At 61.7% G+C, this 12,099-nt stretch carries 7 protein-coding genes; 1 reads left to right on the top strand and 6 read right to left on the bottom strand.

The features are described from left to right. Positions 1-108: 108 nt before the first annotated feature. From C0058_RS18025 to C0058_RS18000, 6 genes are all read right to left on the bottom strand, one after another. A complete protein-coding gene (locus tag C0058_RS18025) occupies positions 109-708 on the bottom strand; it encodes a LysE family translocator (RefSeq protein ID WP_102369237.1) in 600 nt (199 codons plus the stop codon). Positions 709-882: 174 nt separating this feature from the next. Beyond that, positions 883-5,097, bottom strand: coding sequence for a YncE family protein (locus tag C0058_RS18020; RefSeq protein ID WP_102369236.1), 4,215 nt, complete (start codon positions 5,095-5,097; stop codon positions 883-885). A 125-nt stretch (positions 5,098-5,222) separates the two neighbouring features. Then, positions 5,223-6,062, bottom strand: a complete 840-nt coding sequence (locus C0058_RS18015) for an AraC family transcriptional regulator (RefSeq protein ID WP_102369235.1) — start codon at positions 6,060-6,062, stop codon at positions 5,223-5,225. Positions 6,063-6,144: 82 nt separating this feature from the next. Next, a complete protein-coding gene (locus tag C0058_RS18010) occupies positions 6,145-6,786 on the bottom strand; it encodes a DUF1345 domain-containing protein (protein WP_003214055.1) in 642 nt (213 codons plus the stop codon). 43 nt (positions 6,787-6,829) lie between these two features. Then, the gene (locus tag C0058_RS18005; protein WP_003214052.1) at positions 6,830-9,922 is read right to left on the bottom strand and encodes an efflux RND transporter permease subunit; all 3,093 of its coding nucleotides are present in this window, start codon (positions 9,920-9,922) and stop codon (positions 6,830-6,832) included. A gap of 12 nt (positions 9,923-9,934) precedes the next feature. Next, entirely contained in the window at positions 9,935-11,092 is a 1,158-nt protein-coding gene (locus C0058_RS18000; protein ID WP_023658897.1) for an efflux RND transporter periplasmic adaptor subunit, read from the bottom strand. A 305-nt stretch (positions 11,093-11,397) separates the two neighbouring features. On the opposite strand from C0058_RS18000, the gene C0058_RS17995 reads away from it, so the two are divergent. Next, a complete protein-coding gene (locus C0058_RS17995; RefSeq protein WP_008430287.1) occupies positions 11,398-12,099 on the top strand; it encodes a response regulator transcription factor in 702 nt (233 codons plus the stop codon).

Raw genomic sequence — 12,099 nt, 5'->3', positions numbered from 1 at the left:
GGAAGTCACGCACAGCGCTGGCTGTGCATATAGGCAAGGGAAATCAAACACCCGCAGCCCCGATAGCGGATAGCTGTGAAAAATGACAGTGCCGACGAACGGTTGTGTCTACACCCAGACGCTCAGCCAGCTTGAGACCAGCAACAACACCGCCATGCAGCGGTTGAACCGTTGCATGGCCTTGGGCGAACGAAACACCCGGCTGCTTCCAACCCCCAGCAATGCCCACGCGCCGAGGCACGGCAAGGCGATCACAAAGAACGCCAGCGACAGGTACAGCACATGGCTCTGGCGTTCATCGCCATTGCCGGCAAACACGCTCACCACCGCCAGGGCCATCATCCAGGTCTTGGGGTTGACCAGTTGCAGGCTGGCGGCGCCGGCCAGGCCCAAGGGTTTTTGCACGGCAGCCGGGCCGATTGACTCGGCGGGGGCGCTGAAAATCTGCCAGGAAAGGTAGCTGAGCCAGGCGACCCCCAGCCATTGCATCGCTGCCTGCACCCGGGGCCAGTGCGCCAGCGACTGGCCAACGCCGGAGCCTACCAGCAGCACAATCCCCGCCGCCCCCGCGCATGCCCCCAGCACGATAGGCAGTGCGGCTTTGAAGCCATACCGTGCGCTGTTACTCAGCACCAGGATATTGGTGGGGCCAGGAGTGATGGAGGCTACAAAAGCGAATAACAGGAAGGGCAACAGGGTAGGGAACATGGTGGGGCGACTCCGTAGGTGGGGCGATGGAGTCGATGGTTGCAGGGGCGTGGTGGCGTGTCTGGAAGGTTTGAGCAGGGCAAGCGCATCGGTATATGAGGCAGGGGGAGTGGGGGATAAAAAGACGGGACAAATCCATGACTAAGACGGATTTGTCCCGGTGTTGGCTGTGACTTATAAAGCGATGACTGTCACTTTGTCGTCGATAAAGTCGGCTGTATAAAGTCTTGAACCGTCGGGTAATACGCAAGCATCGTAGGCGCGGCGCGGCATATCAATGCTGCCTATTATCTCCTCTGTGCGCGTATCAAAGGTTAGAAGTGTTCCTGGATTACTAGTGGTTACCACATACGCGCGTGCAATTTGTTGATTGACGGATATGTCAGCGCTCCGACTGCCGCTAGGGAGCAAAATGGTTTTGTGAAGTGTGTGGCTGTCAGTATTGAAGATGAGTATTTCACGTAACGTCGTGCAATACATGAGCGATGTATTATGAGGGTCGGCCGCGAGTGAGTAAGCAAATCCTGGTAGCTCGATTGTTGTAGTTATCTTGTAAGTGGTGGTGTCAATTACAAATAGTGCGTTTACACCGGTCCTGATCGCCCCGTGGGTATAAAAACTGCTCCCGTCGGCGCTAAAGGCCATTGCGTAGGCTGTGCTCCCTACGCCGTTTGCGGACACAGGTATCGAAGCCAAGTGGCGCCCACTATTGGCATCGTAGATGTCAATGCTGAGTGGACTTTTGGTATAAAGTTGCGTACCACTCGAGTTGAGTACCAGCTCAAATGCTGAGGAGGGGATAGAAAATCTCCTGATAATATTGAAGTTTGTGGTGTTTATTGCTCTGACTTCACGTCCAACTCCGATTATGTATAGAATTGAGCCGTCTGGCGAAATTGCGCAGTTGTTTGAAGTTACTTCTAGGATTGTGCGAATTACGCTATTGCTGGCGGTATCGATAACCGATATCCCGTATTGCGAGGTTGTATATACTCGTCTACTGTCCGGGCTTGCAATTGTCGAGAGAGGAAGGCGTGCCACGTCAATAGCGCCAATAATTCCCACCCGTCTTACAACGCTATACGTCGTCTGCTGAAACACCACCGCGCTTGACTCATCGTCACTGCCATCAAACGTCACCTTGCACGTCAGGGTAAATATCCCGCCGTTTGCCAGGTAGAGGAACCAGCTGCGCTCGACGGCTTTGCTCGCCAAGCCGTTCCTGGCTTCCGCCGAGGTAATGCTATAGCCGTCGAGGATGTACAACGGTTCTACCCTGTCAGCAGTGCATGTCAACCAGACTTTTTGCCCTTGCTTACTCAAATCCCATTTAGCCACAGAGGCCAGCGGGTTGCCGACAATGGCATCCATATTCAACGAACCGCCATTGGCGATGCTATTGATCAACGGTCGCGGCAAGTTATTTGGTGCGATGCTTTCAACCCTCAGCACTTGAACCTCTGAAGGCACCGGGCTGCCATTGATGGTGGCGACATAGCGCAACTCAATGGTTTTGCCGACGCTGTCTGCCAGCACTTCATTGGTAATGACGAAATCCACACGACCGCCGTCCAGGCCGTCCTTGGCGCCAATATCCGCAACACCACCATCCGGGAAAATCCATTGCAACTGGATGGAATGGCTTGGATTCATGCCGCCATACGCCACCGTGACACTGGCGTTGTCTACGTGGTCCAGCGGCTGAATGGTCAGCGTTGCCCCGGGCTGGTCGTTGAACCGTGGGTGCGGCAGCACGGCGGGCAGGGTTTGCACACGGTGTTCACGCACGCCAAACAGCACGGCGGTGTTTTTGTCGGGGCTTTCTGCCAGGCTGACCCAGAAGCGGATGGTCAGGTGCGAGCCATCCATCAAGCGCTGCAGTTTGTCCACTGGCGCGGGTGGCGAGATACCGTTGGCGGCACCGTTTTCGGTGACCAGGTTGGCGGTGTAGGTGTCCTCGCGGTACGGGCTGCCGTCGGCAAACGTGCCCTCCCAACTCATCCACATAAACTGCCCGGCATCGATAAACGGCCAGACGGATACACGGGCGCGGGCCTGGTCATTGAGTTTCGACAGGTCGAGCAGGGTGCTGTCGCCAATGCCGTCGATCGTCGGTGTGGGCAGCCCGGTGAGGGGAAGCAGGTGCAGGTCGACAGTGTCCGAGGGGTACGGAAAGGCGCCACGGTTGAAGTGGTATTGCACGCTGATCTGGTTGCCACCGGGGCGAATACCCCTGGCGATGGTGCGCGCCGGGATGGTCACGAATACTTCGTTGGTGGACGGGTTGCCCAGGGTGTACTCGGTGGCACTGCCCAGCCCGTCGCGGCTCAACCAGTCGACCTTGATCTGGTCGGTGGCCTGCATCGGCCGGTATCTCACGATGACCTTGGCGCCGCTCAATGCGGCCAGGGGGTTGAGTGCGTCGGGGAACAGGGTGGCGCCGTCGATAACCGGACGGTCCAGTTGCACGCCGCGGCCCACGGTCAGGTTGAGCACCTCGGAGCGCAATACCAGGCGTGGCGGGCCGCTGCGTTCGAGGCTATAGGTAATGCGCAGGCTGCCATTATTGTTGTTGTCGAGGATCGCCCGGCTCACCGGGAAAACCAGGGGCTTGCCTGCCGTGCCGCCGTTGATGCGCACAACGCCACTGGCCGAGCCGTCAAGGCCGGAGCCGATGGCGTTCCAGTGGATCAGGTCACCTTCTTCGGTCTGCCCGTGCGGGGCGGGCAAGGTCAAAGGCAGGGTCAGCAGCAAGGTGGGCGTGGTCACATGGCTGGGGTCGATGTTGTTGCCCAGGGCGCCTTCCAGGTGTGCAGTCGGCATGTTGCCGATGCGCTCACCCACGTGGGCGAACAGCTCGCGGGACTTGCGAGTGGTCAATGCGTTGCCGTCCAGGACGTGGCCGGCGCCATCGTTGACCAGGTAATAAAACGCGATGTCGCCCACGCCTTCAAACTGTTTCAGGTTTTCTTTGCTGACGTAGCGCGTGCCGCCCTGGGCGCCCGCCAGTTGTTCTTCCTTGTAGATTTCGCCACCGCCGCCCGGGCGGATATGCTCAATCACCAGGGTTTCCAGCCAGTCCGAGTCGTGGGGTTCGTAGAAGGGGATTTGCACGGTGATGTCCTGATCGGGCTCGATCAGCCCCACCTCGATCGGTGCGACCGTCACTGCCGGCATCGCCACCGGCGTGCCCACCACGCTGACGGAGGTACTGCCGGATTGCTCCACGCGGCCGTCGTTTTTCAGCCACTGGAACGAGACCCGAAAGGACCCGCCCACCAGTTGTTCGATAATCTCGCGGTCGACGGTGACAAATTCAACGCTGAGGTTTTTGTCCACCACCGGGGCCAAGGGGAACACCTGGGTCGAACCGTCGGCCAGGGTACCGAACAAGGTCACCGCCAACTGGTGCCGCGGCAGGGGCGCCGGGGTTTGCCGAGGCACCGTCACCAGCACTTCGAAGGTTGCCTCGCTCTGGGTATCGAAGTCGATCTGGGTCGCCTCTTCGTAATCCACCAGGAAGATCGGTGCAAAAAGCAGGTTCGGATCCAGCTCGCTGTCCAGGAAGTAGGGTTTGGAGTACTGGTATTTATCCCCGGAGAAGTTTTGCACCACGTCCGAGACCCGGAACCGCAGGGTCAGCTTGCCGAAATGCCCACCCTGCAAAATGATGTCCCTGGAGACAAAGACGCGAATCGGCCCTGAACCCGCGACTTCGGCCGGGCTGACGATATGCGTGACTAAAACCCCATCCCACGACAGCTCGATCTGGTCATTCTGGCGCAGGTTTTCATAGCGCTGGATCAGGCACCAGACCCCGCTGTTGGCATTATCTATATTAACGGTGGAGCCCTCAGGCAGGCCTTCCACCGTCATCACCAGGCCCGGGTGCCATTTGCTGCCGGGGTCGTTATCGCGGCCACCGGGGCGGGTGGTCTTGATCAGGATGGTTTGCAGCGGCGACGTACTCTCCTGGCCGCTGCCGGCCCGCACTACGCGGCCGTATATCTGGACGTCGCCTTCGGGGATGAATTCTTCGGGGACGAACAAGTCGTAACGGTCCCGGTCTTCAAGCGCAATATCGGCGGCGACTGCATTGACCAGGTCGTTGAGGTAGAGGGCGTAGAAGTCGTAATTGAAGTTGAACCAGCGTTCGAAGGTCCACTGGGCAAAGGGGCGCACGTGGCGGATGCCCAGGCCGTAGACCCCTCTTTCAGGATACAGCGTGGCATCCAGCGGGACCGACGGATAGGCTGACTTGGGTGGGTCGAGGTCTTCGACGCGGCGCGACGCCAGGCCTGACGATGGGTTATGCAGCACGAGGGCGTTGCCGGGCGGGTTGTTGTCGCCCAGCGGCGCATTATCCGGGGCTATGGGAAAATTGGGCATGGACAGGCTTCCTTGAATGAGGCGCGGCCCTGAGTGGCCGACGGCTGACAAGGAGATCAAACACCTATCGGGGGGCGTGGCGAACCTGTGAGAATTGACAGTGCCGACGAGTGGTGGTGGCGCAGCTAGCGCTGCAAAACGCTTGAACACCGCTTGCGATACGCCGCCGGCGTCAGGCCATACGCCCTCACGAACCAGCGCCCCAGGTGACTCTGGTCGGCAAAGCCCAGGGCAATCGCTACGTCGGCGGGTTGCTTGCCGTTGGCCAGCCAATGCCGGGCGCGGGCCAGGCGCAGTTGCACCAGGTAGGCATGGGGTGGCAGGCCGAAGGCGCTCTTGAAGGCGCGGGTAAGGCGAAAGCGATCGACGCCGCAGGCCCGCGCCAGTTCATCCATGCCCACATCTTGCTGCAGGTGCGCATGCAGGTATTCCCGGGCCTTGTGCGCCACCCGTGGCAGGCGAGGGTCTTCATGGTAGCGGGTGCGCCAGTGCAGTTGCGCAGTGAGGCGTTCGAGCAGTTGGTCCATCGCCTGTTGCCGCACGATGCGCAGCTCACCTCCGTGCAAGGTCTGGAAGGCCCGGCTGGTGGCCAGGGCCAGGCGCGGGTCGCTGGCCAGGGTGCTGGCAAACCCCAGCTGGCTGTCGAGCGGCGCTTCTTCGAACACTGCGCTGACTTCCCGCGCCAACCACTGCGGGTCGAGGTAAAGCATGTGGTAGGTAAAACCGTCCGCCGTGGGCGCGTCGCCGTCGTGCAGCTCGCCGGGCTCCACCAGGAACACCTGGCCGGGCACGCTGTTATGGCGGGTGCGACGGCAGTTGAACTGCTGCACGCCTTGCTCCGTGACGCCCACCAGGTAGCTGTCGTGCCAGTGCGGGTCGTAGGCGTGGCCCTCGAAATGCGCGCGCAGGGTCTCGATGCCGGTGTCGGCGTCCTGAGCCAGGTCGATCCAGTTGTGGGCGGCCATAAAATACCTATGGGGTGGAACACTGCAAGAGCGAACAAGCTCGCTTCTGCAGGGGCTTAGCGTCTAGAAGGTTTGTGCAGCTTCATCCAAACAATCCGGCGGCGATGTTGATCGAGAACCCCAGGATCGCCGTGTTGAACAGAAACCCGATCAACGATTGCCCCAGCACCACCTTGCGCATGGTACGCGTGGCAACCCCGACATCCGCCGTTTGCACCGCCACGCCGATGGTGAACGAGAAGTACAGGAAGTCCCAGTAATTGGGCGTGCGTAAATCCTCGGCAAAGCGCAGTGCCGGCTCGGGGCCGTCCCAGGTGTAATACAGGCGCGCATAGTGCACGCTGAAAATCACCCCGATCAGCAGCCATGAGCCAACCACCGTCAGGCCGGTAAAACCGTAGTGCAACAGGCGCTGGCTATCGCTCAGGTCCTTGGTGCCCACCAGGTTCAGGGTGATGGTCGCCAGGCTGGCAATCGCCGCGATGCACACCATGAACAACACCAGGCCGGCGTTCTCGTCCTCGATCTCGGCGATGCGTTTCACGTCGTCGGCCCGGGAATGGCTGGTGAGCCACAGCATCAGCACCAGGTAGGTCCAGACCCCGGCGTTCCAGCCGATGAGGATTTTGCTGATGATCGTGTCGGCGGGCGCCAGGAGCCCCACCGCCAGGCCCAGGACGGCGGCGGAGGACAGGCGAGGGTGGGTGCGTGCGAGGAAGGGCATGGCGCTCACAAATCAGGGATGTGTAAGCACCATAGCGCATTTATTACGTGTGGCGCTTGCGCACCAGCTTCATGACCACGACGAAGAACACCGGCACAAACACCACCGCCAGCGTCGCGGTAATCATGCCGCCGATCACCCCGGTACCGATGGCCTGCTGGCTGGCCGAGCTGGCGCCCGTGGCAATCGCCAACGGCACCACGCCGAGGATGAACGCCAGGGACGTCATGATGATCGGCCGCAGGCGCAGGCGTGCGGCTTTCAACGTGGCGTCGATCAGGTCTTCACCCTGGTCATACAGGTCCTTGGCAAACTCGATGATCAGGATCGCGTTCTTCGCCGACAGCCCAATGATGGTAATCAGGCCGACCTTGAAGAACACATCGTTGGGCATCCCGCGCAAGCTTACGGCCAATACCGCGCCGAGCACGCCGAGGGGCACCACCAGCAGCACCGAGGTCGGAATCGACCAGCTCTCATACAGCGCCGCCAGGCACAGGAACACGATCAGCAGCGACAAACCGAGCAGCAGCGGTGCCTGGGAGCCGGACAAGCGTTCCTGCAACGACAGGCCGGTCCATTCCTGGCCCAGGCCGGCGGGCAGTTGGCTGACCAGGCGCTGGATTTCCTCCATCGCCTCGCCGGTACTGTGGCCCGGTGCCGATTCACCGGAAATCGCGATGGCCGGGTAGCCGTTGTAGCGGGTCAACTGGGCGGGGCCCTGAATCCAGCGCGCCTCGACGAAGGCCGACAGCGGCACCATCTTCCCGGCATTGTTGCGCACATGGATCTTCATCAGGTCGGCCACCTGGCTGCGCTGATCACCTTCGGCCTGCACCACCACCCGCTGCATGCGGCCCTGGTTGGGGAAGTCGTTGATATAGGCCGAACCGATGGCCGAGGACAGCACATTGCCGATATCGGCAAAGGAAATGCCCAGGGCATTGGCTTGCTTGCGGTCCACCTCAAGCTGTACTTGCGGAGCTTCGGCCAGGGCGCTTTCACGCACGTTGGCCAGGATCGGGCTTTTCTCGGCGGCGGCCAGCAGTTCGGTACGGGCCTCCATCAACGCGGCATGGCCGACGCCGCCACGGTCCTGCAGGCGGAACTCGAAACCACTGGAGGTGCCCAGGCCATCCACCGGCGGCGGCAGGATTGCATAGGCAATCGCGTCCTTCAGCTCACTGAAAGCCGCGTTGGCACGGTCCGCAATGGCCGCGGCGGAATCCTTGCTGCTGCGTTCCGACCAGTCCTTGAGCGTGGTAAACGCCAGCGCGGCGTTCTGCCCCGAACCGGAGAAGCTGAAACCCATGATCATCGTGGTATCGCCCACGCCTGGCTCGCCGGCGTTGTGTGCCTCGATCTGCTCGGCCACCTGCACCGTGCGGTTTTTGCTGGCACCCGGCGGCAGCTGGATATCGGTGATGGTGTAGCCCTGGTCTTCCACCGGCAGGAAGGAGGAGGGCAGGCGGGCGAACAACACCCCAAGCCCCACCACCAGCACCAGATAGATCAACAGGTAACGCCCGCTGCGCTTGAGGGCGTAGGCCACCCAGCCTTCATAGCGGTCGGTGAACTGCTCGAAGCGCCGGTTGAACCAGCCGAAGAACCCGCCTTTCTCATGGTGCTCGCCCTTGGCAATCGGCTTGAGCAAGGTCGCGCACAGGGCTGGGGTCAAGGTCAGGGCGAGGAATGCCGAAAACAGGATCGAGGTGGCCATCGACAACGAGAACTGCTGATAGATCACGCCTACCGAACCCGGCATGAACGCCATCGGCAGGAACACCGCCACCAGCACCAGCGTGATGCCGACAATCGCCCCGGTAATCTGGCCCATTGCCTTGCGGGTGGCCTCCTTGGGCGACAGGCCCTCGGTGACCATGATCCGCTCGACGTTCTCTACCACCACAATCGCATCGTCCACCAAAATGCCGATGGCCAATACCATGCCGAACATGGTCAGCACGTTGATCGAGAAACCCAGCAACAGCATCGTCGCAAAGGTACCCATCAAGGCGATCGGCACCACCAGCGTCGGGATCAGCGTGTAGCGGATGTTCTGCAGGAACAGGAACATTACCGCAAACACCAGCAACATCGCTTCGCCCAGGGTGTACACCACCTTGGTGATCGAGACCTTCACGAACGGCGAGGTGTCGTACGGAATTTTGTATTCGACGTTGGCCGGGAAGTAGCGCGCCAGTTCGTCCATCTTCGCCCGCACCAGGGTCGCGGTGCTCAAGGCGTTGGCGCCGGGCGACAGCTGCACGCTGACGGCAGTGGACGGCTTACCGTTCAGGCGGGTGGAGAACTGGTATTCCTGGCTGCCGATTTCCACCCGCGCCACGTCACCGACGCGCACGGTGGAACCGTCCGGGTTGGCCTTGAGCACGATGTCGGCAAATTCGGCCGGGGTCGAGAGTTGGCCTTTCACCAGGATCGACGCGGTGATTTCCTGGGTCTTGGTGCCCGGCAAATCGCCGATGCTGCCGGCCGACACCTGGGCGTTCTGCGCCGCAATCGCCGCGTTGACGTCGGCCGGGGTCAGGTTGAAGCCGATCAGCTTCTGCGGGTCGATCCAGATGCGCATTGCGCGTTCGGCGCCGTACAGCTGGGCCTTGCCCACACCGTCCAGGCGCTTGAGTTCGTTCATCACGTTGCGCGCCAGGTAATCGCTGAGCGCCACGTCATCGAGCTTGCCATCACTGGAGGTCAGGGTCACCAGCAGCAGGAAGCCGGCGGAGACTTTCTCCACCTGCAAGCCTTGCTGCGTCACGGCTTGGGGCAGGCGCGGCTCCACCGCCTTGAGACGGTTTTGCACGTCAACCTGGGCCATCTCCGGGTCGGTGCCCGGCTGAAAGGTGGCGGTGATGGTGGCCGAACCGAGGCTGCTCTGGGATTCGAAATACAGCAGGTGATCGGCGCCGTTAAGCTCCTGCTCGATCAGGCTGACCACGCTTTCGTCCAGGGTTTGCGCGGAGGCACCCGGGTACACCGCATAGATCTCGACTTTCGGCGGCGCGACGTTGGGGTACTGCGCGACTGGCAACTGCGGGATGGCGAGGGCGCCGGCCAGCAGGATAAACAGGGCGACCACCCAGGCGAAGATCGGGCGGTCAATAAAGAACTGCGGCATGTTTAACGATCCTTATTGGCCGGATGCCTGGGCGATTGGCGCGGGGCTGTCGTCGACCTGGACTTTCTCGCCAGGGCGGGCGTGTTGCAGGCCTTCGACGACGATACGGTCACCGGCCTTCAGGCCGCGGGTCACCACCCAGCGGTCATTGACCACCGAACCCAGTTCTACCGGCTGCTGGCTCACGGTTTGCTCGGCGTCCAGCAGCAACACCATCGGGATCCCGGCGCTGTCGCGGGTGATCGCCCGTTGCGGCACGCTGATGCCTTGCTGGTCCACGGCTTGCTCCAGGCGCACGCGGATAAAGCTGCCGGGCAGCAGGTCGAGGTCCGGGTTGGGGAACTCGCTGCGCAAGATGATCTGCCCGGTGCCCGGGTCGACGCTGATCTCGGCGAACAGCAACTTGCCCGGCAGCGGGTACAGGCTGCCGTCATCCTGGATCAGCGTGGCCTTGGCCTGGTCCTGGCCGACTTGCTTCAAGTGCCCGGCGCGAAAGGCCCGGCGCAGGTCGTTCAGCTCGCGGGTGGATTGGGTCAGGTCGGCGTGGATCGGGTCCAGTTGCTGGATCAGCGCCATCGGTGTGGCTTCGTTCTGGCCCACCAGCGCACCTTCGGTCACCAGCGCACGGCCAATCCGACCGGAAATCGGCGCAGTCACGGTGGCATAACCCAGGTTCAATTTGGCGCGCTGCACGGCGGCCTGGTTGGCGGCCACATCGGCGGCGGTTTGCCGGGCGGCGGCGCGGGCGTTGTCGTATTCCTGGCCGCTGATGGCGTTGCCTTCCACCAGTTGGCTGTAGCGCTGCTCTTGCAGGCGCGCCTGGAATGCATTGGCCTCGGCCTTGCGCAGGCTGGCCTGGGCGCTGTCGAGGTCGGCCTTGAACGGCGCCGGGTCAATCCGGAACAGCACATCGCCCTGTTTGACGTCATGGCCTTCCTTGAACACCCGTTGCAACACCACGCCGGCCACCCGGGCGCGCACTTCGGCGATGCGTGGCGCGGCAATCCGTCCGCTCAACTCGCTGGTGATGGACAGGGGCTTGGCTTCCAGGGTTTCGATCCGCACCTTGGCCAGCGGCGCCTCGGCGGCGTCGTCCGCCGACTTGCCACACGCGCTCAACGCCAGTGTCAGGGCCAACAGGCAAAACGGCGCAAACAGATTCTTCGACATGCTCATATCCCAATATTGACTGGCGCATCCTACGGGCGCCCCCGCCACAGTGCTGTGAAGCTCTGTAGGTGGTGTGTGAAGAAATGTAAGGTGCGACCCACAGATGCACGCGGGCGTATATCCTTCATAACCGCCGAACCTTACACGATCTTCCTGACACCGAAGATCAAATGTGGGAGCGGGCTTGCTCGCGAAGGCGGTGTGTCAGTCGCCGTGTGCGTTAACTGAAACACCGCCTTCGCGAGCAAGCCCGCTCCCACATTGGATTTGCGTACTACTCAGAAATTGTATTATTTGGAAATACCATGCCCAACATTCTTCTGGTGGAAGACGACGCCGCGCTCTCCGAATTGATCGCCAGTTACCTGGAACGCAACGGCTATCACGTCAGCGTGCTCAGCCGTGGCGACCACGTGCGTGAGCGTGCGCGGCTCAACCCACCGGACCTGGTGATTCTCGACCTGATGCTGCCGGGCCTCGACGGCCTGCAGGTCTGCCGGTTGCTGCGGGCCGACTCGGCCACGCTGCCGATCCTGATGCTCACCGCCCGCGACGACAGCCACGACCAGGTGTTGGGCCTGGAAATGGGCGCCGACGACTACGTCACCAAACCCTGCGAGCCGCGGGTATTGCTGGCGCGGGTGCGAACCTTGCTGCGCCGCAGCAGCCTCACCGAACCCCAGGTGGCCAACGATCAGATCCTGATGGGCAACCTGTGCATCGACCTGTCGGAACGCACCGTGACCTGGCGCGGCCAGCCGGTTGAGCTGTCCAGCGGTGAATACAACCTGCTGGTGGTACTGGCCCGGCATGCCGGCGAAGTGCTCAGCCGCGACCAGATCCTGCAACGCCTGCGCGGCATCGAGTTCAACGGCACCGACCGTTCGGTGGACGTGGCGATTTCCAAGCTGCGGCGCAAGTTCGACGACCACGCGGGCGAGGCGCGCAAGATCAAGACCGTGTGGGGCAAGGGCTACCTGTTCAGCCGTTCCGAGTGGGAATGCTGA

The sequence above is a fragment of the Pseudomonas sp. NC02 genome (assembly GCF_002874965.1).
Taxonomy (GTDB): Bacteria; Pseudomonadota; Gammaproteobacteria; order Pseudomonadales; family Pseudomonadaceae; genus Aquipseudomonas.
This window is presented reverse-complemented; position numbering and strand designations above follow the sequence as displayed.

Bases quoted from the DNA above. Each gene is read 5' to 3' on its own strand.
- C0058_RS18025 (WP_102369237.1), bottom strand. From the start codon at position 708: ATGTTCCCTACCCTGTTGCCCTTCCTGTTATTCGCTTTTGTAGCCTCC.
- C0058_RS18020 (WP_102369236.1), bottom strand. From the start codon at position 5,097: ATGCCCAATTTTCCCATAGCCCCGGATAATGCGCCGCTGGGCGACAAC.
- C0058_RS18015 (WP_102369235.1), bottom strand. From the start codon at position 6,062: ATGGCCGCCCACAACTGGATCGACCTGGCTCAGGACGCCGACACCGGC.
- C0058_RS18010 (WP_003214055.1), bottom strand. From the start codon at position 6,786: ATGCCCTTCCTCGCACGCACCCACCCTCGCCTGTCCTCCGCCGCCGTC.
- C0058_RS18005 (WP_003214052.1), bottom strand. From the start codon at position 9,922: ATGCCGCAGTTCTTTATTGACCGCCCGATCTTCGCCTGGGTGGTCGCC.
- C0058_RS18000 (WP_023658897.1), bottom strand. From the start codon at position 11,092: ATGTCGAAGAATCTGTTTGCGCCGTTTTGCCTGTTGGCCCTGACACTG.
- C0058_RS17995 (WP_008430287.1), top strand. From the start codon at position 11,398: ATGCCCAACATTCTTCTGGTGGAAGACGACGCCGCGCTCTCCGAATTG.